The following is a 25,249-nucleotide window of genomic DNA, read 5'->3' as shown; positions in this document are numbered from 1 at the left end:
GATCAGATCGCACAAGCACCTGCCTTACACTTCTCGCACTCTTCACAGAACGGCGCGTTGCGTTTCAGCGTATTGATCTGCGCCGGGCTCAGAACCGCGCCAGCCTTATCCGCATCAGCCTGTTTCAACGCCCCAGGCATCAACGGCGCCGCTCCGGTCCCGCTGCCGGGGCTGCCGCCGGAGTTCATGTTGATCACCGGCCCGCTCAGCGTCACGCCGCTGGCGTCGATCTTGATGAAGCTGCCGCCGCCCTTGAGGGTGAGTTCGCTGCCGGCTTCGAGCACGACTTTCATGCCGCTGCTGAGGTGGATTTCCTGGCCGGCTTCGATGAACTGGCCGGTGCCGACCTTGATGTGCTGGTTCACGCCCACGGTGAGGTGGTCGTTTGCCCGGGCCTCGACTTTGCGGTCGGCGTAGACGGTGTGGTGTTCTTCGGCCTTGAATTCGCTGTAGCTGTTTTGCTCGACGGTGTCGTGGCGTTCGTTGCCGACGCGGATTTTCTGGTCGTGCTCGACGTTTTCGTCCCAGTCGCGCTGGGCGTGCAGGAAGATCTGTTCCTGGCCCTTTTTGTCTTCGATGCGCAGTTCGTTGAAACCGCCGCCGCCCGGAGAACTCAGGGTTTTGAAGGTGCTGCGGGTCTTGTTCGCCGGCAGGGCGTAGGGGACGACGTTTTCCTTGTGGTACAGGCAGCCGCTGATCAGCGGTTGATCGGGGTCGCCTTCAAGGAAACTGACCAGCACTTCCATGCCGATCCGCGGGATGGCGATGCCGCCGTAGTGGGCGCCGGCCCAGGCGGAGGAGACGCGCAGCCAGCAGCTGGTCTTGTCGTCGGCCTGGCCTTCGCGGTCCCAATGGAATTGCACTTTGACGCGGCCGTATTGGTCGCAGTGGATCTCTTCACCTTTTGGCCCGGTGACCACGGCGCTCTGGCTGCCGAGAATGCGTGGTTTGGGGTGGTTCAGCGGCGGGCGGTTCGGCACGTCCCACGGGGTGGCCTGGAAGCGGTTGCGGTAGCCCTGGTGGAAGTCGTCCTTGAGCTGGGTCGTGTTGCTGGTGACCGACTCTTCCAGCACTTGCGGCTGTTTGCCTTCGTGAAGGATTTCGGTCAACAGCCACAGGTCGTTCCATTTGGCTTTTGGGTGTTGGGTCAGGGCCAGGAAGTGACCGCTGACCAGCAACGGCTGATCGCTTTTGCCTTCGGCGAGCTGGAAGTCGCTGCGGTGACGCTCGAGGGCGCGTTTGGCCAGGTGCTTGCCGCGTTCGCGGTCGATGAAACGGCCGGGGTAGTCGTAGTCTTCGAGGTCGGGCAGGGCGTCGCCACGGTTTTCGCTTTCCAGCGTCAGGCGCGGTTTTTCGAAGTCGTAGTCGCGGCGGGTGGTGCGACTGGTGCGGGTTTCCAGGCGCAGGTCGAAGCGCTTGATCGCCGGGTCGTTGGCGACCATGCCGGAGTCTTGCTGGTAGGCCACGGGCGCCAGTTTCGGGAACACCGTCTGGTCATCGCCGAACACCAGCTTGTGGGCCGTGGCGCTGTGCTGGAAGTGGTAGTGGATACCTTCTTCCTCGCACAGTCGCTGGATGAACTGCAGGTCCGATTCATCGTACTGAACGCAGTAAATGCGCTCGGGATAAATCGCCCCGACTTTGAATTCGTAGGCATTGCTTTGGATGCCGTGCTCTTCGAGGACCATGCCAACGATTTTCGGCACGGTGAGGTTCTGGAAGATGCGTTGGTTGATGCGGTGCGCCAGGTAAGACAGCTGCGGACGCAGGGTCACCGCGTAGCGGGTCAGGCGTTTGCCTGAATCGCCTTGGGCGGCGCGATAGATCTGGCCATGGATGCCGCTGCCGTCTGGCGAGAGCTGCAAAAAGGCCGGTTTGTGCAGCAGGGTCTCGAGGTCCAGGGACGGTTGTTCACTGACCAGCTCCACCTCAAACACAAAAGGCTGGCTGATGGCTTCCCGACCTTGCAGGGAAAAGACCTGGAGATCGTTTTCCAGACCTTCGATAGTCAGGGCAAAGTGAGTCTGATTGGCCGGCGCGAACATCCCTTGTTCCTCGTGCTGCGGCGTTCGTTGACACCCGGAAGCCGGGTCAATGGACGCAAAATTCTGGAAGGGCGTAAACAACATCGACCAGCAGAGCTGGCCGATGCTTGAAACGGTCGGCCTGGATCAGGCGACCGGAACGCGCCAGTCATCGGAACCCGAAGTACCGGATACTTCGTGGGTCCAGGTGATTTTGCGGTAGGTGAATTGCACTTCTTCCAGGTGAGTGAAGTGCGAGTTCGACGGATCCTGGCAGTTGTGCATTTTGTTGTTGATGGCGACGATGATCGCGTCTTCCAGTTTGGTGGTGTAGTAGTGCTCTTGGGTGCCTTGAGCCGAGGTGCGGTACCACTGGATAACGATTTCGCTCATGCGCTCGCCGGAGGTCAGCGCCGCTTGCAGCAGTGGCGAAGACTTGTCGTAGACCTTGGTGATTACGACTGGCTTGTGTACACGCTGACCGGTCGGTTGGCCGGACTGTGGGTCACGCGGGATGATCACGTCGTGGCTGAAAGCCTGAACCATGACCTGGTCTTCGTGACCTTCCTGGTAGGTGTTGCCAACGGAGTCGGCGGTGAACGCGCCGGCGGTGATCAGGCCTTGTTTCTCGCCAGTAACGGACATGTACGCTGGTGTAGCCATGGATGTGCTCCTTGCTAAAAGTTAGGGTGCCCGGGAGGCGGTATCGCCCGGTGGGTGCCTGACTGTTATCAAGGTCCGTGCCAGAAATGGTGAAAGCCATATAGGCCGGTGGGTTGAGAGGGGTTTTTCAATCGTCTGAACGGATTTGAACCGAGATCGCCCGACAAAATGCGCAAGAAGTTGCGCACCACTGCGCAACTTCTTGCGCACTCGGCTGGAGGGCTTGATAAACCTGGCGTCCAGCGTCGCTGGGGGACTTTTCACCGAAATAGTTGCGCAACTTCTTGCGCATGGTGGCGTTGTGCCATCAAGAGCGAGCTCGACACAAAATGCCAGTGGACATTTGCAGCCGATAGGTAGATTTGAAGCACAGAGATAGGCGCTGGTTTGGGTGGCCAAAAGATGAGTTCATCAGATTAATCGTCGTACTGGTCCATGGGCTGACCTTTGAGGTCAGCGGCTAAGGCCAATTGTGATCATTGATCTAGTGTGCAAGCCCGAGAATTCCAATTTCAATATGAAGCTGTTGCGCGGTCGATCAAGCTGTATAAGCTCATGATTTTGCCTGAGTAGCGAAGCGCGTTATGAGCATTAGCCAACTCCACATCGATCTCGAAGAACACTTTCAGCTTTTTGAGCGAGTCCCCTTCAAAGCTGCTTGGCGCAGACGAGACGCGCGTAGTTGTCTAGTCTGGATTGCCGCCTGCCTGATAGCACTGCTGTGGGCGCTAATAGAAGTACCTGGGATCACGCTGTCCCACTACATACCTATTTTGCTTCCCATATTGCTGATTACCATGATCTGCGCGGCACACATGGGAGAGGTGTATTCTCAGATTCGTGCGGAAGGTTTGGGAGCAGGCCCAAGCACTTCCCGCACCGAGCGTTTACGGCTCCAGCAAGAGTGGCTGTGCAAGCGTTATGAATGTTGTCCAAGCGAGCTTTTAGATAGGGCAAGAGACTTGAGACATAAGTGGGAGGAGCGCCAGGAAATTCGACGGTTGGCTAGCAACGACACCATGGGGCCACGCTTCGCTGCGTTCTTCCGGCTACCCGACCCTGCGCGATTCATAGGATTGCTGGTTGCAATTGTTGCAATTATTGCCACGCTGGTAACCTTGGGAAGCAGCGTCGACTCGATTTTCGAAGCCTTGCAAGACTGGAGAACGTTAGGCGTCAACATCGTGATTAGTGCTTTTTTATGCACCGAACTTGTACTGTTATGGATCATGGCCACTGGCATGGTTCGCGAGATTGGTCCTTCGCTGCTCGAGCAGATCGGCCTGTTACCTCTGTCTAGCCGGCGAGTTTACCGCTACCTACTTGCCATACACATTGCCAGCGAACCGATCAATCCGGAGAGCAAGAAGCTTGCTGGTTTCTTGAAGGTCATATCGCTTTTCTTTGTCCCTATACCGGAATTATGGAATAGAGCCAAGGCCAGCATTTGGGCGCGATTGCGAGTTGGAGCTTGAGAGCAGATGCTCTCAAGCGAATGGCAACTATCGACCGGTTGAATCCACAGCCATATACAGACACTGGGTTGACTCCCTATCCTCGTGAATAGCAGCATGCGGGCCTTCACTCTCACTCTCACTCTCACGCCAATACGCTGATGCAGGGATGCCGATGTTTGTAGATCTTGATGAATTGCTGGGTAGCATACGCGACGGGCAATCATTCGCCGCGTTTATAGAGACCCTTGGCGCTGATCTCTCCAGTGACCGTGTGTTAACGGAGGCAGGGTCCTCATCTTCCTATGGAACCGGGGCCTTGGGCTGGAAAAATGCTATGAAACCACTCACCACGCAACGCGCTTCGCGCCGGACGGAAGTTTCCCTGAGAGTTCCAGCACTATGACCGGACTATTGACCCGCCTGTCAGCGTGGCGTGCCCGTCGTCAAGCAAAGCTCAAAAACGATGCCGCTACGGTCAATCAGCCGATGAGCGAAATCGGATCGGAGGCGCCGATTCGGACGAAGTCAGAGGATCGCCTTAGGAGGGCTGACTTCGCAGACCGCATAGCCGGCGTGCTCTCGGAGCTCAGTCCGCGTGAAGGTAGAGTGTTCGCAATCCGAGGCGGATGGGGCTTTGGCAAGTCTTCCCTCAAGAACCTAATTACAGAACGACTTGAAGCTAGGAACGACGACACGGGCTGGCTTGATTTCAATCCCTGGCAGTGGGGCGACAGCAGCGCGATCGCGCGCGCGCTCTTCGGCCAAATAGCTGATCGACTAGGGGGCGAGCATTCAAAGGCAGAGCACGCCCGTGCTGAAGCGCTGCGACGCTACGGGACGATTCTGACAGGAGCCAGCGCACCGCTTAAAAAGGCCAGTGGTTCCAATCACGTCATTTCGTCGGCGCTAACGAACGCTTCAGTGCTCTTCGTCGCTTCAGCCATAGGCTTCGATCTTCCCACTGCTGCGAAAATCGCGGCCGCTCTCGCCGCTCTTTCCGTTGGCACGTCTCTTCTCGGACGCACGCTGTTGCATTTCGGGAGGGACCGCACTGGCGAGCCGCTCGACAAGGTACGTGAAGCGCTGGACGTTCGTCTTCGCGAACTCCATCGACCATTAATCGTCTTCGTTGACGACATTGATAGGCTCGAACCCGAGCAAATTCGGGCTCTCCTCCGGCAGGTAAAGGCGAACGCCAACTTGCCCAATATCGTCTTCGTGCTGCTGTTCCAGCCCAGCATAGTAGAACGAGCGCTTGACCCGGTCGCCGACGGCGATGGTCGCGCCTTCCTCGAAAAAATCGTGCAAGCCAACTTCGACCTACCCGTCGTACCGGTGTCGATCGTGCATCGCATTTTTTTGGAGGAACTGTCCCAGTTGGTGGACCGCTATGCGACCGAGGCGAACGGTTTTTCGCAGACGCGCTGGGGTAACGCCTTGATCGGGTGCATCCAACCCCGCTTACGCAACATGCGAGATGCGCGTCGACTGATCTCGTCCATCGCAGTTCACATGCCATTGCATGCGTCCGGCGACGTCTTCGAAGTGAATATTGTGGACTTCTTGGTTCTGGAAGCTTTACGAGTCTTCGAGTCAGACCTACACGAGGCGCTGTTCCGAGAAAGGGCGCTGGTTCTCCAAGAACGGCGTTTCCAGCGTGACGGCAGGCAGGATGCGGAAAGAGCGGCAGCCGAGCGGTTTCTTGAGGTCGTGCCGGAAGAGCGCCGCGCCATCGCCCGAGACACGGTCAATGAGCTGTTCCCGCCTCTCGAGTGGGCATTCGGCGGCACCAACTATGGTGACGGTTTTCATCTCAATTGGCTGGCGGCAAAGCGGGTTTGCTCGCCGCGCTACTTTCCACGTTACTTCGAACTCCAGACGGCGCTCGGCGAAATGTCGGAGCGTCGCTTCGTCGAGTTCTTAGATGCGACGGCGACAGATGCCGGTCTAGCTGCCACGATCGCAGAAGTCGAGGCAGACGGCTTGCTATCGTCGCTCGTTGCGAGATTCGACGAGTCCGTTGATCGCCTTCCTGTAGAGAACGCTGCTGTGCTGCTGCCAGGGATGTTCAGCATTGCTCAGAAACTCGTGGGTCTGCGTGGCGATTCCTTCAATTCTCCGTGGATTTCCGCATGGCGAGCGACTTCTTGGTTCCTAAAGCGAATCCCGGAAGAGTTACGAGGTGATCTAGCGCTCGAAGCGCTCCACCGGACTAAAGCGCTATCCGTTGCTGCGATGCTGATTCACTTGAATGATCCCGCCGATCAGAAAGAAGGTAAGGCAGATACCTTTGATCCAGTACTCGATCTCGATACTGTCGAGGCGATGAAGGCCTTATGGTTGCAATTGATAAGGAGTCGCGCGGCGGGCGGTTACGCTTTGATTACCGCGCCGGATCTCATGTTCCAACTTTACCGATGGAAGGATTATTCGGGTTCCTTTGACGAGCCTCGTTGCTGGATGTTAGACGCAATCAAAACCGACGATGGCTTTGCAAGCATGACCACTCGCATGATGAGCACTGGCAAAAGCCATTCATGGGGTGATCGAGTCTCCACAGTGCACAACATGTTCAACAGAGAGACGATCGAAGACTTCATCGGTATCGACGTGGCCAAGGCTAGGTGCGACGCGATCAATCCCGCCGATTTCTCGGAGCACGAGTTGTCCCTGAGAACTTTGCATAACCATCTCGAGATCTGGCTCGGAATAAAAGAGGGCGACCTTTTTTACTGATCGCGGGGCCTATTGATATATAGGCAACGTACAGCTGAAGCGCGCCGGATTTTCCAGACGCATCCGCCTGGCTTCTTCTGGCCCAGGCTGTGTGAAAACGCATGCGCCGTTTTGAAGTCTGCGTTGCTACGTAAAATTCATCAGCAGACCGGAAATTTGCGTAGGAGCGCGATTTTCGTTCCAGTCTTGACTGTAAAACCTGCTCCAAAACGTTTTCACACAGCCTGGGCCGATGGCTGCCCGTGACGAGGGGCTGCAATCGACCCACAGCGGACAATCGCCTGTGTAAGCTCAGACGCCAAGTCTTTATGGCTCCCTAGCATAGTTCATCACAGATTCCGTCCCGTTCCCCCTAGCAGGTCGCGTCTATTGGTCGTCCCCTTGGTTTTGATGGGACGTGCCCGGAACGAGCATCATTATGAAGAAGCAGAGCTGAATCCTATGAGGTACCAAGCCTAGATCGGCAGAGCTCAACAATAGCAAAGGGCCTCGACACTTGGCTTGGCGATAATGGCTTTCTGATTTCAGTCCGGCTACGCTCATGCGTATCAGGGAGGAGGCGCGATGAGCCAGTACCTTTTGAGTTTTGCAAGGCAGAATCTTGAAGGACGCAGTGACGCTTACCTCGTGCTGCTTTGGTGCATGTACCAGGCGAACCAAGGCAAGGGCCGCTATTCCGACCACATCAAAACGCACATCACAGCGGCAGCTGACCAGTTGCTGGGTCGCAACTATCAGCGCATCGCCGCACGCTTCAAAAAGGTGCTCGACAGCAAGCCGGAACTGGATCGAATACCGCCGTCCGGACTCGGCACGTTGGACTACCTTCGCGTAAAAAACTTCCGAGGCTTCGGAGAATTTGGCCCTGACGACACAGGCACCTTCATTCGCTTCAGCAAGCTGAAGAACATCTTCTACGCACCCAATGGCGGCGGCAAATCATCGTTGTGCGAGGCGGTGGAAATCGGCACCACTGGCGATATCAAAGAAGCGGCCAGGCGCAAGACTAAGGTCAATCAGTACATCGCCCGGGGAGAGGTGAAGCCCAAGCTCATGCTGATGGGAACAGACAAGTTACCAGTCAAGCGAAGCATCAGCTGGTCGGGCTGTTTCATTGATCGGAACCGTCTTCAAGAATTTTCGTTGCTGGGCTCCAAGGATACTGGCAGTGCCGAGAGTGATGTCCTGGCCACCTTGTTTGGTTTGGAAGAACTCCAGGAGGTCATTTCTCGGTTCGTCCGGCCTGAAAGCTTCTCGCTCAAAGCCTTCATGCGTGCTGATCAAGCCGAGGCACTGGACACCCTGGAACGTGCCCGGGTAAGCCTGCTCCAGCTGCGCCGTAATCACAGGACAGACCTTCATGCATCGATTTTCGAGAGTTGTAGGCTGCTGGGGCTGAGGGCCAACCAAGACTTCGATGTACGCCGAAAGGTCTTGCGGCTGCGCGACACGGTTGAAATGCATATTCGTGGCGCTGAGCGCCTGCGAGCCGCCAAGGCCCCGTTCGCTATACCGCTAACGCAGGTCAGGCGTATCTGTGCCATCGCTCAGCGCTTGCTCCACCGCAGAGCCGATATCGAGAAGGTATTTCTGCAGAGGGCCTGCGAGGTCAATTATCGCGCCGTATACGAGGCATTGGTGGCCATCGAACAGTTGCAGGTCGGGGAAACCTGTCCCGCATGCCTGACGCCCCTCGACCAGGTGGTGATGAACCCGTTCGAGAGGGCGCGAGAGCAGATCAAGGCGTTGGGTGCACTGGAGTCCCTCAAGCAATCCAGGCAGAGAAATGACGCCCGGATCGCGCTCTGGGCTTCACGAGTCGCGACCGGAATCGGCGCGGTGAAAGGCAATGAGCATGCCGATGTTCCCTGCCCACTGAACATGGACGAATTGGAGGTGGAGCTTGCAAAGTTCCATGCCGCTACCGATCGCTCGGAAGTGGCGCCGTCCGTTCTCGACTCGTTTCTGAAGCTCTACGCGCGGAGTGCAGATCAGATTGAGGACTACTTGCGCGCCTGTGAGCGCAAGCTTCGGGAGGTTGGCCAGGCAGACGCCCAGGCAGCCCGCCTCGAAGAACGGGTGACGCAGCTGAAAGAAATTGACGAATTGCTGAAGCTGCAGTTCGACAGAAAAAAACTGGCGATAAGCGAGTTCAAGGTCGCCAACGACCAGATGGCAGACCTGATAAAGCAAAAAGCGGTATTGTTCAACGATGCAGTCGACAATAGCCAGTTCAACCAGTTGCTCAAGGATCTGGAAGCTGAGTACCGAACGCTGTACCGCGACCTGCTGGATTACAAGCTTGAGCTGGAGAAAGCGCGAATCACCGGGATCGAAGCCAAGGCTGCCGAGTACTACCGCGCGATCAACAACCACGACGATGACCATGAGCAGATCGCGTCGTTGACCTTCGACCGCCAGGCGGATAGCTATCGGATCAAGATTACCAGCGTGGACGGATCAATCCTTGATGCGTTTGCGGTGCTCAGCGAAGGGCATCTGCGAGCGCTGGGTTTGTCCATCCTCTTGGCGATGGCCGAGAAGAACAACTTCCCGCTCATCGTCTTCGATGACGTCGTCAATGCGATCGACACCGATCACCGATCGAACATCATCGACCTGTTCTTCAGCGATGCTTACCTGCGCCGGATCCAAATGCTCGTCACCACCCATGACCGTCTTTTCTGGGAGCGTTTCTGTATTATTGCCCAGCGTCATGCTCAGCAGGTGCAGTACACCAGTAATGTTCTCAGTTATACGAACAAAGGCATTCTAGTCATTGATCACGTGGGCAGCTTCCAGGAGAAAATTCTTGCCGCGCTTTCGGTATTCGATGTGCGTCAAGCGCTGCTCTATTGTCGTATCTGGTTCGAATCCATGGTGCTTGAGTTCTGCATAGAAAATGAGGTCAAAGTAACCGCGCACTTTAATAAATCACAGCTCAAGAAGAGCATGTACCTGCAGGTCAGCCTGGAACACACCTTTTCGCTGGTGGAACCGTTCATTGATTATGACCTGTCATACTTCAATTTCATCAAGAATGACCTGGTCAACTGGGGTGGGCAGAACCAGGAGCACCACGCCTTCGACGAGGGCAGCCTGAACTTCGTGCACTCAAAGACTAGCAGTGAGGTCGTTAAAATCTACGACGCCATCCGCTATTTGGAGTGCCAGCTATTTACAGCTAAGAAGAGAGAATCAGGCGTCAAATGTCTTGCCGACCTGAACGGTGATATCGCGTGGAGGCAGCGCAAGCTTGCCAGACTCGTCAAGGCGCCAGAAGAGGTGCAGAAGGAGCACAAGGCGGCGTTGAAAGCTCTGGAAAAGCGCGCGGTCGAGCTCGACCAGGAGCTTCAGTTCATCGAACAGTGTCTCGCCAGCGTCGCTCAGCGCGAGCAAAGCTAAAGAACTGCCATGACCTCTGTTCCGCTTGGAGCAGATCTGGCTGCTTTGAGCTCATATTCTGCGAGGACTCAACGGCCGCTTTGGGTCGATTCTGTTGAAAAAGTCGGATTTTCAGATCGCCTGAACTCAGGCACGACTACCACTGGAGAACCTACTCACCACATTGAGTGGTTTTTCGGCCCTTCGTTGACCGTTGCCGCTCAGTTAGTGGGTTAGTTTGAGGTTTTTGCTTAGTGCAGGCGCACCTATCCCGTGACCGGTGGACCTTGAGAGGTAAATTTGGCCAGCCGGCGCAGGTTCTGCACCGCAGCGGCCAGCGTGAACTCATCGGTCGCGCCGCTCATGCCACGTAGTCGCAAGCGATCCAATTTCAGGATTCGCTTGAGGTGGGCAAACAACATTTCGACCTTTTTACGTTCGTGGCGAGAGCGCTGATACGCCGGTGTTGCTGCAATGCGCCGAGCCACATCCCGAGCGGCTTCATGGACGCTGCGGGCGATCTTACGAAACGCAGTGTTCGGGCAGCACTTGGCTTTCATCGGACACGCTACGCAGTCGGTCTGTCTGGATCGGAAGATGATGGTGTTGGCTTTGGTGACGTGCGAACGCTCGTTCTTGAAGGCTCGCCACTCGCTGCGCAAGGCGTTGCCGGCCGGGCAGCGGTATTCATCAGCCTCTTCATTCCAGTGGAAATCGGTGCTCGAGAAACTGTCGTTCTTGCGCTCTGTTTTGTCCCACACCGGCACATGCGGCTCGATGTCTTTTTCCTCCACCATCCAAGCCAGCATCGGCGCTGTACCGTAAGCGGTATCGCCAATGAGGCGCTCCGGCTTGATGTCGAACTGCGCTTCGACCCGTTCGATCATTGTCTTGGTGCTCTCAACCTCGGCCGTTCGATGAGCCGGTGTAGGCTCCACATCCACGATGACGCCGTGTTCGGTATCGATCAGATAATTCGTCGAGTAAGCGTAGAACGCGGGGCCGCCTGGAGCAGCGGTCCAGCGAGCCTGAGGATCAGTCAGTGATAAACGCTTCGGTAGCGTTTCGGCCAAAGCCTCTTCATCGAGGGCTTCAAGGTACTCACGCACGGCGCGGGTGCTCAGGGCCGGATCGCTCCAGTTGACCTGTTCATCACCCGGTACGCCGCGCTGCCGACTCGCATCCGCTTTGATGATGCTGGCGTCCACAGCAAATCCTTCGCCTTTGACCAGGCCAGCATCCATGCAACGACGCAGCACCTCGTTGAACAACCAGCGAAACAGATCGCTGTCCCGAAAACGGCCGTGTCGATTTTTGGAAAAGGTCGAGTGATTGGGGACTTCATCCTCAAGGCTCAACCGGCAGAACCAGCGATACGCCAGGTTCAAATGGGCCTCTTCGCACAACCGCCGTTCGGAGCGAATGCCGTAGCAATAGCCCACGATCAGCATGCGGATCATCAGTTCAGGATCAATCGACGGACGCCCGATCGGGCTATAAAAATCGGCGAGGTAATGGCGCAGGTCGTTCAGATCGAGACACTGATCAATGCTTCGCAGAAGGTGATTGGCTGGGATGTGATCTTCAAGGTTGAACGAGTAAAACAGTCGATCCTGCCCACTCGATAACTGTCCCATCATGCTGTGTGCTTCCCTGCTGGCCAATGCAGAGATTTTGCCGCAGGCCAGACAGGGGAGCTACTTTTTCAACAGAATCGGTCGGATTCGGTCAGTCGTGAACAGGCAGACATCGGCCAATTGCTGCCTGCCACGAAGGGCCGCAATCCACACCCATAGCTACCGTTGGCGAAGGGCAATCCTGCGAACCAACACGGCAACTCACTCCCCGCTATCAACCGCCTCGGGGGCAAAATAGGTTAAAGGTTGGGGTACTGTGCTTCCTCTTCTGATTGGCTTGAGTGCCAATCCGCCCACAGCTTAGCCTCTGCATCAAATAGCTCACGCGAGACAGTGCGTGGCCTGAATTCAACGATATCCTGTGTATCCGTCGCAAATATGTAGCGACTGGCGCCATTGATGATCACCGTACGAAAAAATGCCGCGTCGGAGAGGCTTACCGTACTGCCTCGTGGAGGGGGGCGCTGGCCGACACAAGCGAATAGGAGGTGCTTGGGGCTAAGAGGAAGGAAAAGTCTTGTTCCTTGTACCCCCCAGCCGCCTTCAAGGCTCAGCTCTCCGTTCGCCCCCACTCCCAGCCTTGTGAATGGATTATCAGTTGTTGGCCAAGTGACTCCAGTGGGGGCGTGCAGGATGGTCCATCGAAGAGTTGGCATACGATGGATTGTGTTTTTGAGGGTGTGTTCGAGTTGCCAAATCCAAAACTTCCGCCCGTTCAGTACCCGTGCTTCGATACCTTCTGAGCCATCTTCATTTTTCACGCGATGGAGCTTAAGGGGCAGCTTGCTGTATGCGTCTACAGCTGGTGCGGGCTCAAGTTTGATACCAGAAGCCAACGCCGCTTCAACTTTGGCAACCGACCCCTCCATCGACTCTGACAAAAGAGCCTCAAGCGTTTCGTTCTGGCGCTTCATGAAGCTCTGCATGCCTGTAGGCGTCCTAATCGATTGCGCTACGGCGAAGCGGAACAAGTTGTTCCAATCCTTGACACTCAATTGAGTCTCATTCACTACCTTTGCTATCGACACCGATGCAGGCCGCTCAAATTCACGATCAAGCCAGCGCTCAATCTCATCGCTGTCTTTAGAGCCCGAGAAATAGGTATAAAGATGCTGGTGTTTAGCAATACCTTTGGGGGAATGAGGCTTCCAATCCTCGCACTTCTCATGCGGCACCAGGAGCCTGTAAGTGAGGATTTTGCCATTGATCACCCATTGCCTCAGGTATGCCTGAGGCACATAGTGGTTATCTTTTTTGATGCCTTCCATCGTGGCGCTTCATCCTCATTAATCTGTCCTGGGACAGCCCTATACAGGGTGTGTCAGATATCCGCTGTTCGATTCCTAATGAACCACTCAGGTGTGATCGAAAACTCGCAGAATAGCGGTAGCTGCCAAGGAGGGACAGCGGTGGGAACAGGTGCACGAGTCAGAGCAAGCAGTACACAAACGGCAGGTTCGCTTTTTTAGAGGTCACCGTTGGGACGTGTCTAACATTATGAACGTTTTAGCTAGCTATAAAACGGCCTTGACTGCGCGATAGCCATATGATATCAATTTGCCTCCGGGCTCGGGGCACGATTTAACTTTCCACTGACTATATGCGGTGGCCAATGCAAGGGTAGCTTTGCCTATTCGCGCTTAACGATGTTGTTAACGTTGGCGATGTGTAAAAGAGAAAATGACCCCGAGACCCGGTTATCACCATGAATATCGATGAGATTTTTAAAAATTTATTTCGTCCGGGATTCAGCGACCTTGACAACCTGTGCCGGCTTCTAAAAGTTGACCAAAAGAAACTACTCAGTTTCTTGTACAAAAAAAATTCAAGTCACTATGTAAGTTTTTCCATCCCGAAGAGAAATGGCACGCCGCGGACTATCGTGGCTCCTAAGCGCGTATTGAAGAGACTTCAGCGCGAGCTCTTAGAGTATCTCGAAAAATTTTACACACCAAAATCCTCCAGCCATGGATTTGTTAAAGGTCGAAGCATTAAAACCAATGCTCAAATCCACTCGGGGAAAAAGTACGTATTCAATATCGACTTAAAAGATTTCTTTGGAAGTATTCACTTTGGCCGGGTACGAAATTTATTCATGGCCCAACCGTTCAATGCACCACGGAACGTAGCAACGGTGATTGCACATATCTGTTGTAGTGATGGTCGGCTAGCGCAAGGATCGCCAACCTCTCCACTAATATCCAATATGATCTGCCGCAAACTTGATGCGCAGCTTCAAGCTTTAGCGAAAACAGGAAAATGCCATTTCACACGCTATGCAGACGATATAACATTTTCTTTTACTACCCCGTTAAAATACCTGCCAAAAGATATAATCGAGGTTTCTGAAGACCGTAGGGCTCTTCCAGGGCGATTATTGGAGGAAATCATAAAAGCCAATGGCTTCATGATCAATCCTGAAAAAACACGACTCCAACATCGATCTCAACGCCAAATGGTGACTGGCCTTATCGTGAATGAAAGGCCGAACGTTACTAGAGAATTCGTTCGCCTTACAAGCTCAATGATTAATGCTCTCAAGCGACATGGATGTGAGTTGGCAGAAGCCAAATACTTGGAGCTTTTGAAGGGGGAAAGCCATCTCTTACAGCCACGGCAGATTATTAGAACAAAAGATAATGCCGGCGATTTTTTCATCAAAGTTGTGAAAGGCCGTCTTAATTACATTCAAATGATCCGCGGGCGAGGAGACAAGGTTTATCGCCGGCTAGCCTACGACTTTACCGTCGCTATTGGCAAAGCAAACCCAGAGTTCAAAAAGACTCCTGAAGAAATTTTGGGGAACTCGATATTCGTAGTTAATAATATGACTGATGACAGCCAAGGAACCGCATTCCTGCTGGATGGGGTTGGAATCGTTACCAACGAGCACGTTGTATGCGGCGTATCAAAATCCATGGCGCCTCATATGATTTCCTTCCAGCGAGCTAACGAAGAGAAAGAATATACCGCAGAACTTATCCTTTCTGATAAAAAAGCAGACTTGGCTATATTTCAGCCGAGCGCGGAATTTCGTAGCATCCCTTCTCTACGGAAAGCCGAGAGATCAATAATACGACCAATGGAGCCAGTTCTATCAATTGGCTTTCCTAGGCATAGAGATGGAGCTGCACACTATATCGCTAGAGGGCATACAACTCAGCGCCGCAGACAAGTTGATCTAGATCTTTGGCTAGTAGACTTTACTCTCTTTGAAGGGAATAGTGGCGGCCCCTTCTTTAACGACTCTATGGAAGTTATTGGCGTTGCAGCAAGGGGAGCTAAAAACAATATCGAATCAGCGCTATTTGGCTTCATTCCATTGGAAAGCCTAAATACATTCATTGCTAGAAAAGATTTTGTTTTTTATAAAAAATTACATGACTTATTAGGCGGCCGCCTGCTTAAGCCTTTACCAAAACGTAGTGGCAACGGAGTTTTCAGTGAGATTCATCATCAGAGAACTGAGCGAGTAACGGCTCGGCTGCCGGTGTAGGGCGGTGTTGACTGTTCTGCAACTCCAAAACCGACATCGATAATAATAGACTGTTCTTTGCCTTTTGCAGTCCTAGCGAAAGGCAACTATTGGCCGTTTTCTGCCTGTCATGAAGGGCTGCATTCGACCCGTTGCGGTCATACAGGACGACAAAGCTGAACGTCCCGAGTTCATGCCTGAGCGCTCACTCTTCCCTCACTCCGACAACTATGCGTCAACGTCCGCTCGGGTGTTCATAGTTACGTACCCCGCTCAACGAAGTACCGAAGACTGCCTACGCTGCGTTTGTTTTCTACGATGGATTTATGATAGTGCCGTCCGCAGAGCGCGCTACCCACATGTTGTTCTCAACGGTGAAATTGAGAGTCTCTTCGGCATTAAAAGTCCATTGCATCGGGCGGCCCAGCCATTTTATATGTTCATCATCAAAGGTGGTGCTGAAATCGATCTCTCGCACGGTTAGTGACTCAGCTTGCCGTTCCGTAAGCTCAATTGCACGGACATTGGAAAGCCGCAGACATGACTGTGCTACCACCGTTTGAATTGCAATATTATCGGAGCGTGTGGTGTGTGCAACCGATGGGTATACAACAGCTCCTAGGGCCCGCCCTTTCAACCATTCAGGAGGGCCGGAGACGCTACCAGTGGATAACTTCTCGGTTATAGCGGAAGTCAGTTTGTACTGTGCTGAAAACGTCTCATGAATAGGTTGAGCGAACCGCGTCTCAAAAAATGTCTCGATTTTTGAGAAAGCGGCATCCTCCTCCATTCCCTCGCCTGCTCCGGGTGGAATTCGGAAGTAAAAAAATTCTCGTTCAACAGTCCAGCTTGATAGATAAACTATATTGCCAATATTCGCATTCAGTTCGGAAAATACTGCAGCGATATCGACACTTGCATAGAACATTGGTTTGCCTGGACCATTGCAACGTTGAAAATTGGTCACCAACTCGGCGGGTGGACTACCTAGATAACTCACTTTACTTGGCCTCTCGGGGTAAATTACCCCCCGATACAGCGTGGTTCCTACAGGCAAAGATTGCGCCTTCATGGGAATGCCCTTGATCAAGGCCCCCACTTGAGTCAGGAGATATTCGTAATCGATAGCAGTCAGGTCGGCACGGTTTAGTGCAGTGACTATCTCACGTACTTTGGTTCTGCTCGTGCGTTCAACAGTCATAGATCAGCATCATAGAAAAGGCGAAGTGGCGATTTTAGTCGGTTTGGCGACATCAATGTCAAGATTGCTAGTCAGACTGTAATTCACTCGTAACTCCCTGCAACGAACGTTCGCGAACCGTCATCCCACCACCTGCGCCATCGTCCGAAAATAATATTGGCGATCGTCTGTTCATAGCCGGTAGTCGTCCCTGGTGGATGTCCGTATATGGACTCCTCCTCATTGCAAGCCCCGTTGCTTTGGCCGATTGTTGCCTGTCACGATGGGAGAAATCGACTCAAAGCTGACGGTGACGACATTCAAAAAACCACCTAAAGCGGTCGCTAAACCGAGCTAAGGTAAGCTAGCGAGGGGCTGCGCATAACGGGATTTATGGTATTTACCGTTAGGATGAGCCGTGAGGGAGCGGCTCTCGCTTACTCCCGAATTAATGGCAATAGTAGCCAGTAGCTTTAAGTGCCTGACAAAAAGTCAGTTCCCCGTCCTGACTAGCCAGGTCGCTCGGAGCCCCAAGGGTGGGAGGGCCATGCGCAAACGAGAACCGCACCTAGCGGTAGGTGTACTTCATGGAGCGCTTACGTTTATTCTTGGCCAGTTCAACGTATAACAATGCGCTTGACCATCGCTCACTTCGCTCGCTGGACGTCCAAAAGCTGCGCTTTTGTCCGCCCGTTAGCTTCACGTTAGCGGTCAGCCTGAGTCGAGTTTTTGAGGAAGTCATATGAGAAAACCTAGAATATTTATAGCTTCAGCGGTAGAAAGCTTGGATGTGGCTGATGCATTCAACGTAAACCTAGATCATCAGGCTGAGGTAACGGTTTGGAAGCATGGGTTTAACCTCTCTCAGAACACGATTGACTCTCTGGTAAAAATGGCGGAATCAGTGGACTTCGCAATTTTCATTTTTACACCAGATGATATTGCAGAAATCAGAGACCAACAAAAGCACATTGTCCGAGATAATGTGCTTTTTGAGCTTGGCCTGTTTGTCGGTACTTTAGGTAAAGAGCGATGCTTCATAGTTAAACCTCGAGACACCGAGCTGCATTTTCCGACTGATCTTTTGGGTCTTACACCCGCAGATTACAATGGTGGAAGGTCTGATGGAAATTTAGAGGCTGCTGTAAATCACCCATGTGTACTAATCAAAAAGGAAGTGGCAAATTTAGGCTTGCTTTCACAGGATTTAAATATTCAGACAAAACCGCGCAGGAAGGCTGGATACAATTACAAACTTGGCGACGTTGAGCATCGTCTATTGGCAAAAGTTCTTGAAAGCTACGCTCGCTCACCGGATGGTGTATCCGTATGGAGTACATTCAACGATCTGAAAGGGGTTGAGCAAGGAATACTGAGTTTAGCGGCGATCAAATTGGAAAGGGTCGGGTTTCTAGATAAGAGTATCGCTATAGATGACGAGTATAATGGCTCTGAATATTATGCATTCTCAATAACTGCCGACGGGATAGATTATCTGCTGGAAAATGAGGAGTTGCTTCACAAAGCAAATAAAAAGGTAGATGCAGTTGATTTCGATGCAGATATTCCGTTTTAGATTTGTACGCCAAAATTCGCTATTACGGACTGCTTCTACGGTTACGTAAAAAGCGATCGTGTTGTAGTGGAGTGCATGTAAACAACTGGTTCAAATCGTTCGCGCGCTAACTTGGACGGGCTGAAGCCCGTCTCTTAGCTTAATCGTTATGCAAACAAGAAGATCAACGCAGTAGCTAAGTCCTGAGTTATGCGACGACACATTCGGGCCTGATGGTAATGGCTTTACGATGTCGCGTGATTCTGTCGCAGGTACTCGATTATCATGCGACATGACATGCGACAAATGTGGCATTGAGATGGAGGGATGTTAATCCGATACCTGTCACGACTGACCGGTAATGGCCGATTGCTGACCACCGCGAAGGGCAGCTTAGGGTCGGTTTCAGCCGGTCGCGACAGGCAGAAAACAACCCTATGCAGACATTCACATTCGACATGAGCGGCATACGTAGGTGGGCTAAGCCCGCCGTTGCATGTCCGCTCGATGCGAGCAGATCCTTTCTCAGGATATCGGACAGTGCGAAGTAGTTTTCGAGCGCAGCTCCCGTTCTCTCTTGCGGCGTAGGCGGGATGGCTGTACTCATGGTGGCGGAACCTGTTGTTCGGCATCTACTCCATGAATGGAGACTGGATAGCCCCACGAGTTGGTTCAAGCGCGGCCTCCATGATCTGTACTGGTTGCTCGTACTCATAGCCCAGCGTGGTGATGGCGAATGTATCTTTTATCTTGCGACTCCAAGGCCTAAGTACATCATCGAGGTTGTGCCCAGATGGACCGTCTCTGAGGGGCGCATAGTATGGTGCCCAGTCTGGGTTTTTTTTTGCTGTTGCTGTCTGCCAATCAGCCCACACTTTGTCGACGAAGCAATGGTGCAGAAAAAAGACCGGATCATCTGGGGATGTCATCAAAATCATGCTTCCACCAACCCATGCATGAACTCGATTGTGCAACTGAGTTCCGGGTGTCGTTACGCGAGAGTCACCGCGCTGGGTAATCCATCCTTCCAGACGATTTCTGAATCCTAAGGTGAATGGGCCGGAATTATAGGGAGGTGTGTCGTAGAGTCTCTCGGCCATTGCGAGCGTCAAGTCATCCTTTGTTGGAAGGGAGTTTGCGTAGACTCCGAACTGCCTCTTTAGCCCTGGCACTGGGTAGAGTTCTTCTGCATATTTTGGAACCGGCCAATTGCCCTTGCTGAGTGCGAATGGACCATCTGCCACTCGCCAAGAATCACCTTCGACACCATTGCCACCCAAAAATGAATCTGCCCAAATTGGAGCCATAGTTGGATCGGCTGCGTCCTGTGTCCAGTCCCAATATGGGATGGTGATAGAGGCATCTATCGCTTGAAGATCATTCTCTACCTGAAGAAGAAATTCACGATGCCAAGGCAAGAACGATGGCCCGCGATGTGCTCCGTTGCGGTATTCAGGATCATTAGGCTCCCAGGACATAATGCTCGGAACCATGACATGATGATGCCAATGTACATACTCGTCATATTGACCGTTTCGCTTTAGCTCAAGTAGTCCGTTGACCAGCGCATCGATCTCTCCCTGACTAAGGGACCTCACGTTTTTTCTCAATCTCATTGCAATCTCCTATTAGGCGACATGCCAATCGTGATGGCTTTTCTTATGGCGTTCCTCGTCGCCTTATAAGTCCCTGTTTAGACCTGGTTGCGGCAAACGCTACATCGCCAGAGAGAGACACGAAAAGAAAGCACTGCATTTGCCATCCCTTGGATTTCGTCCACCCATAACGCTTACAAAAGGTGCGGAATTATTTAGATAAAGCAATAGGCCCTACTGTTTCAACTCTTGCTCCATTAGAAGAAATTGTGTGTTTTTGGCGCGCTCCTTCCGCATTTCTTCACTTGTTACTTGAGAAGAAGTAGACTGCTTTAGCCAATCTACAAACAAGCCTTGGTTAGCGCTTATGTCATGGTACTCCTTGGTTAAACATTTAAATAAAGCTTTCCTCTCGTCAGCGGATAATTTGTTTCCTGGGGGCATCCAACCCTGTGATATATACTCAAGAATTTGATTTCCTGGAGAGTTTGTGACGTTGGTGGCAGTGGGGAAATTTAATGCCCCCAGCCCGTCCAAAGAGTGACATTCACTACAATCCATGTTGTCACGAACATTGTTGATTGAGTTAGAGTTTAAATTTACATCAGCTGCGCAAGATTGCATAAACCCGTCGGTCCTCTGAATCAGTGGGCCGAGTTCCGGGCCATAGCTCGACAGGTCCGCCCAGGTATTAACCCCATCGCCGAAATAGGGTGGTCCTTTTCGGCCGTAGCCTGCGATTAGTTTGTTGAGCACGGCAGGAATTTGCCCATTAGTAGTTGTGTTAATTACTAGCTTGCCCGCACTGTCGAACTCGTATTCTTCAGCTGGGTGTATGCCAAGAGGAGATGTCTTGTGGCACATCACGCAATTTTCAGTTACTCCTTGACTCTCTCTGCGGGTTTTTAGCTCTACGTTCCAGCCCGACTGGTAAGTTCTCCACCAATCCACAATGGCGTTCAGTTGTCTACCTTGGGCATCTGGTTTCGAAACTGAAACAATTGATAAATTGTTGATCGGTGTTGAGCTTGTGTCATTTGGGGTTTTAATTCCAAACTGGATCCATTTGTCATATTTATCTTCAGGCACTAGAATGAAGAAGCGTCCAAATGTGTTCGCTTCGTCTGGTGTCGTTAAAAATCTTGATTTGTAGATCAAAATTTTCCACTCTTTTCCAGGGGTGGAAGTTTTGTTATGATCGATTATCATGTCATAAGCATTTTTATAGCTTTCGCGGTCACTGATGAGTTTTAGAAATTTACTGCTCCGTAATAGTGGTGGCAGCTCAATGTTCTCCTTTACTTTCTCTAGAAACTCAAAATCATCGATTGTGTAGCCGAATTGATGGTTGTAGTTTGGGATGCTTAGGTTGTTTTTAAGTACGCCCGTAAAGGCTCGTAGGTTTCCAATAGCTTCCGTTAACTTGTTTTGGTCTGCGAAATACTTGCCGCAATCATCAATAAAATTGGAAATTGAATGTGACTGCGCCATAACTTGATTTGGATCAATGAAGGAAGTTCCATTCTTGAAGCGAGGCTCAAGCAGTCTGGGGATTATAGCATCACGCCATACTACCCATTCGTTGAAATCTTTTGGACAGTTTACTGGTGTTGGCCCCGCTGTGATAGGAAGACTATCTTGCTCAACGTTGCCTCCAAACACTAACACAGGAAAAAAACAGGCTGTTAATGTTAAACAAGTATTCAGCGAGTTTTTTGTGCTCATGTCGCGTCTCCGGTCATATCTAAAATAACCTAACCACCGCGACAGCCAATGCACGATATTTATTAGTAAAGCTCATTTTTTTCGTTCGTCCAGCACCTGCATGATCCGATGGTGACACCGTTGACGAATGAGGCTGTTCAGGTGTGGCACTCGACCCACCGGTTCACGCTGGTGCGTTAAGCACGGAAAAGCCCAATGAATATTGATAATCGGCACAACGCAGGTAGATCCAAATACTTGCGCAAAGCCCAGCAGTTTCTCTGGACATAGATGCCGGCTGCCTGGGATCAGGCAGTGGGCAGCACGGTCGAAGAATTCCGTGAGCTGCGGCAAATTAAGGCTTTTGCCGCCGAGGCCAAAGCTCGAGGCTTGGAAATACACGAATTTGTCATTCGTCTAATGGCCGACTCACCTGAGCAGGAGCAGGAGTGGCGTCTTGAGAGACATCTTCAGGCCGCAGATAGCTGCGGCATGGACTGGGGGAATTCAGAGAGCTGAACCGGATTAAGTGACAATGAGTTATCTATACAAGATTCTTCAGGAAAAGCACCAGGAGTTTCACCATTAAGCATTTGAATTGGGGGCATTGGCTTTGACTCGTGTTCTGTTGTTTACTTGGACTGCTTCGCGGCACATGGGCACGGTTAGTTCATCTATCTGAAAGGCTGTGTCTTCTGTTGCTTTGGCTGGAGTCTTGCATCTTATTGTATTGTCTGGATCACTGGCGGTTTTAACGGCCGCGATCTATGAACAGCCTGAGGATAAGTCCTGCTCGACACGTAAAAGCCCGCTAGATAGTTTGCGATCTGGATTTTACTACCTAGTCGGGCTAACTCAATCTTATTTTATTTATCTTGACATACTTGTATGTGTTGACTCATTGGATCTTGAAAGATGCGTATCACTCGCTAGCTCTGCGTACATAGTGAGTCCAACAGAGATCATTTCCTCCAGAATGGTAAAGCCATGCTTCGACATCAATGGCTTTTTTTCTTTCATTGCGTCAAGGGAAGGAAGTAACCCATTTATAAATAGTCTGGCTGTTTTATAGCATCGCTCATGTAATGCATACTCAGCCAAAACTATGGCAACTGCCGCAGCATGAAATGTTTGGTCGAAATACCTAGGCTGTCGTCTGATAGAGCTTACAACACGATTTTCTGGCATAGCCATAACCTCTGCGGATACTGAGAACAGCGTATGAACCATTTCTTCTAAAAACAAAGCATTATGCGTGTACTCATGAATCAAATTTTGTGCATAGTCGCTTGCAGTCCAATGATTTTCCGGAGAAAGCCATATCCACCCAAGAGCATTCGAGACGCTACCGCCTGAATAGTTATCTCTATATGCATATATAACATGATTTATAAGTAGCTCGTAGCATGCAAAGTCTCTAGGGAAATACTCCCTCCATATCAGTTCACCAGATAGCGCCAGAGCTTGGAATTTCGAGTATTTATCTGGATCTAATACGGCAAAGGAGGTAGGGAACTCCCCCCCCATAATCTGTGTCAACAGTCCCCTCAGCTGTAGAGTTTGACATTCTTTTACTCGCTGATGTCGCTCCGGCGCTTCAAATACTGCTTTAGGGAACTGCTGTAACAACTGGAATGCTTCGTATGGAGGAGCGCTGTATGGTTGAGCAGCAAATTCCTGAACTAACGCGATATTACTTTCAATATGTATAGGACTCATAAAGCTCAGGCGAGATAGAGAAGCCATACAACTCTCCTACTCTTTTCCTGTGAATTTTCTAAGACTTTTTGCTGCTAGCTCTGCTGAGTCTGATATCAACCTCTCCATATCTTCAGTAAGTTCATCTGCAATTTTCATTACTCGATTTACCGGCTTTACAAATGCTGCCGTTTCAGCGTGAATCTCGAGGTAGCGCTTAATATTATGTGCTGCCAGCTCCGATGCATGGGCGGCTACCCTTGCAATTTCGAGTTTTTCATCCAACTCTTTCTTGGTCGTCATCACTTTGCTCCTGCTATGGTGGCATCTAGACGAAGGGGGATATAGATCACATCTATTATCACGATTGCAAAAAACAACTCTGCGAACAAACCCAAGGATAGCACCGCATGCACAACGCGATGTGAGAAGGATATAATTAAACTAGCTTCCTAAGCTATCTGCCTAAAGCAAGCTCCTCCACAACATCAGCTATCACGCTGCAACTCCTCTCAATGGTAATAGCTGCTTTTTTCAGTTTCCGCCAGTTGTACCTATTATTTACATCAGAACCTTACTCAAAGTCATATGGAGCGACCGATATGAACCAAATCGCCCCTCTGTCTGGTAGGTACTAAATGACTGCTTTCGATCGTTTTTTGCTTGTCACGAATGACCGGTTTTGGCCGATTGCGGTCTGCTGTCAAAGTAGCTCCTACTCGTCCCTCAGACCTGGTCAGTTGCAATTGACTAGGCGTCGAGCAGCTCGTACTCGTTAGCATCTGATTAGGGATAGGTAGCGGTGAGGCGATAGTCATATCTGATCGTGGAAACGACGGCAAATTTCATTCCGCAATTTTTTTGGAGCTCTTGATTTTATTCGGCTCCAGCAATGTTGATTTTCTGACCTTGCGGAAAAATAAAATCATAAGCAAATGATTTATAAAGAAATATTTGTGGACTTAAAATCCCCCGCTCGTAAGGGCGTGCCGGTTCGATTCCGGCTTCGGGCACCATGAATATCAAGGGCTTGCGTGAGATACCTCATGCAAGCCCTTATTTCTTTGCTCCGCAAAAACCAATCCCTGCTCCGCAATCCGCTGCCACTGCCCGCCGCCTCCCTAGCGTTATCAAACCTATTCCTGAGCATGCTTGCCCGTCACCATCAAGAGCGGCTCCAGCGCGACGTGTCAGCGAACTGACACCCCACGACTTCCACGGTAGCTATTGACCACTGTTTGTCATGAGCTCTGTGTTTCGCAAACTGAGTCAGCCTCGAGTGAATTCTATTGCCGAGTTGCGCAAGAAGTTGCGCAGTGAATTGGCGAAATCAGGCTGAAAAATCGCTGTAAGCCACGCCGTTAAAGGCTTGCAGCCAAGTGCGCAAGAAGTTGCGCAGTACTGCGCAACTTCTTGCGCACGTTGACTCCTTTTCCTACTGCCAAACTCGAAAAAGGCCCCCACGCATGGGCCGCAAGCCCTTGCGGCGTAATGGCTAGATGCTGGCTGGCACGACTTTTGATCTCTCCGCCAACACCTGGGCAGGCAATCATGCCGTCCGGTCCTGTCTTTTGAGCAAGGAGAGCATCCCATGGCAACACCCGCGTACATGTCCGTCACTGGCGAGAAACAAGGCCTGATCACCGCCGGCGCGTTCACCGCCGACTCCGTGGGCAACACCTACCAGGAAGGTCACGAAGACCAGGTCATGGTTCAGGCTTTCAGCCACGACGTGATCATCCCGCGTGACCCACAGTCCGGCCAACCGACCGGTCAGCGTGTACACAAGCCAGTCGTGATCACCAAGGTCTACGACAAGTCCTCGCCACTGCTGCAAGCGGCACTGACCTCCGGCGAGCGCATGAGCGAAATCGTTATCCAGTGGTACCGCACTTCGGCTCAAGGTACCCAAGAGCACTACTACACCACCAAACTGGAAGACGCGATCATCGTCGCCATCAACAACAAAATGCACAACTGCCAGGATCCGTCGAACTCGCACTTCACGCACCTGGAAGAAGTGCAATTCACCTACCGCAAAATCACCTGGACCCACGAAGTATCCGGTACTTCGGGCTCCGATGATTGGCGTGTTCCAGTCGTTTAATCGCGACTGATGGTTGTATCGCCCCGGCCAGCGC

16 protein-coding genes are annotated in these 25,249 nt (G+C 51.9%); 7 read left to right on the top strand and 9 right to left on the bottom strand.

Annotated elements, in window-relative coordinates:
* Window positions 1–2: 2 nt before the first annotated feature.
* Complete coding sequence (gene tssI / locus AB7M22_RS12590) at window positions 3–2,045, bottom strand: type VI secretion system tip protein TssI/VgrG (protein ID WP_454186537.1); 2,043 nt, start codon at window positions 2,043–2,045, stop codon at window positions 3–5.
* A gap of 126 nt (window positions 2,046–2,171) precedes the next feature.
* Window positions 2,172–2,687, bottom strand: a complete 516-nt coding sequence (locus AB7M22_RS12585; RefSeq protein ID WP_007900657.1) for an Hcp family type VI secretion system effector — start codon at window positions 2,685–2,687, stop codon at window positions 2,172–2,174.
* 584 nt (window positions 2,688–3,271) lie between these two features.
* Between AB7M22_RS12585 and AB7M22_RS12580 the strand changes: the two genes are divergently transcribed.
* The 3 genes from AB7M22_RS12580 (at window position 3,272) to AB7M22_RS12570 (ending at window position 10,285) form a co-directional block, all read left to right on the top strand.
* Entirely contained in the window at window positions 3,272–4,162 is an 891-nt protein-coding gene (locus AB7M22_RS12580) for a hypothetical protein (RefSeq protein WP_454186536.1), read from the top strand.
* A gap of 381 nt (window positions 4,163–4,543) precedes the next feature.
* Window positions 4,544–6,880 carry a KAP family P-loop NTPase fold protein gene (locus tag AB7M22_RS12575; RefSeq protein WP_454186535.1) on the top strand — a complete coding sequence of 779 codons (2,337 nt, stop codon included), beginning with the start codon at window positions 4,544–4,546 and terminating at the stop codon, window positions 6,878–6,880.
* 564 nt (window positions 6,881–7,444) lie between these two features.
* Window positions 7,445–10,285, top strand: coding sequence for an AAA family ATPase (locus AB7M22_RS12570; RefSeq protein ID WP_454186534.1), 2,841 nt, complete (start codon window positions 7,445–7,447; stop codon window positions 10,283–10,285).
* A gap of 245 nt (window positions 10,286–10,530) precedes the next feature.
* On the opposite strand, the gene AB7M22_RS12565 is transcribed toward AB7M22_RS12570, so the two are convergent.
* Together AB7M22_RS12565 and AB7M22_RS12560 are read right to left on the bottom strand one after the other, a co-directional pair.
* Complete coding sequence (locus AB7M22_RS12565; RefSeq protein ID WP_184744775.1) at window positions 10,531–11,904, bottom strand: transposase; 1,374 nt, start codon at window positions 11,902–11,904, stop codon at window positions 10,531–10,533.
* Between the two features lie 236 nt (window positions 11,905–12,140).
* Entirely contained in the window at window positions 12,141–13,169 is a 1,029-nt protein-coding gene (locus tag AB7M22_RS12560) for a DUF4238 domain-containing protein (protein WP_454186533.1), read from the bottom strand.
* A 437-nt stretch (window positions 13,170–13,606) separates the two neighbouring features.
* Between AB7M22_RS12560 and AB7M22_RS12555 the strand changes: the two genes are divergently transcribed.
* Window positions 13,607–15,397 carry a reverse transcriptase domain-containing protein gene (locus tag AB7M22_RS12555; protein WP_454186532.1) on the top strand — a complete coding sequence of 597 codons (1,791 nt, stop codon included), beginning with the start codon at window positions 13,607–13,609 and terminating at the stop codon, window positions 15,395–15,397.
* 292 nt (window positions 15,398–15,689) lie between these two features.
* On the opposite strand, the gene AB7M22_RS12550 is transcribed toward AB7M22_RS12555, so the two are convergent.
* A complete protein-coding gene (locus AB7M22_RS12550) occupies window positions 15,690–16,577 on the bottom strand; it encodes a hypothetical protein (RefSeq protein WP_454186531.1) in 888 nt (295 codons plus the stop codon).
* 721 nt (window positions 16,578–17,298) lie between these two features.
* Between AB7M22_RS12550 and AB7M22_RS12545 the strand changes: the two genes are divergently transcribed.
* A complete protein-coding gene (locus AB7M22_RS12545) occupies window positions 17,299–18,132 on the top strand; it encodes a TIR domain-containing protein (protein ID WP_454186530.1) in 834 nt (277 codons plus the stop codon).
* 611 nt (window positions 18,133–18,743) lie between these two features.
* Here the strand turns inward: AB7M22_RS12545 and AB7M22_RS12540 are convergent.
* On the bottom strand, window positions 18,744–19,727 hold the full coding sequence (locus tag AB7M22_RS12540; RefSeq protein ID WP_454186529.1) for a tyrosinase family protein: 984 nt from the start codon (window positions 19,725–19,727) through the stop codon (window positions 18,744–18,746).
* 213 nt (window positions 19,728–19,940) lie between these two features.
* Entirely contained in the window at window positions 19,941–21,431 is a 1,491-nt protein-coding gene (locus AB7M22_RS12535) for a c-type cytochrome (RefSeq protein WP_454186528.1), read from the bottom strand.
* 270 nt (window positions 21,432–21,701) lie between these two features.
* Between AB7M22_RS12535 and AB7M22_RS12530 the strand changes: the two genes are divergently transcribed.
* Entirely contained in the window at window positions 21,702–21,929 is a 228-nt protein-coding gene (locus tag AB7M22_RS12530) for a DUF6388 family protein (protein WP_454186527.1), read from the top strand.
* Between the two features lie 351 nt (window positions 21,930–22,280).
* Here the strand turns inward: AB7M22_RS12530 and AB7M22_RS12525 are convergent, their stop codons facing one another.
* Both AB7M22_RS12525 and AB7M22_RS12520 read right to left on the bottom strand, forming a co-directional pair.
* Window positions 22,281–23,156 (bottom strand): aKG-HExxH-type peptide beta-hydroxylase, encoded by an 876-nt coding sequence (locus tag AB7M22_RS12525; protein ID WP_454186526.1) that lies wholly within the window; start codon window positions 23,154–23,156, stop codon window positions 22,281–22,283.
* A 9-nt stretch (window positions 23,157–23,165) separates the two neighbouring features.
* Window positions 23,166–23,411 carry a hypothetical protein gene (locus tag AB7M22_RS12520; RefSeq protein WP_454186525.1) on the bottom strand — a complete coding sequence of 82 codons (246 nt, stop codon included), beginning with the start codon at window positions 23,409–23,411 and terminating at the stop codon, window positions 23,166–23,168.
* Window positions 23,412–24,699: 1,288 nt separating this feature from the next.
* Here AB7M22_RS12520 and AB7M22_RS12515 point away from each other — a divergent pair.
* Entirely contained in the window at window positions 24,700–25,215 is a 516-nt protein-coding gene (locus tag AB7M22_RS12515) for an Hcp family type VI secretion system effector (RefSeq protein WP_454186524.1), read from the top strand.
* Window positions 25,216–25,249: the final 34 nt, after the last annotated feature.

This window comes from Pseudomonas sp. ADAK2 TE3594, from assembly GCF_053628675.1.
The sequence above is the reverse complement of the archived record's forward strand: the minus strand, read 5'-3'. Positions and strand labels throughout refer to the sequence as shown.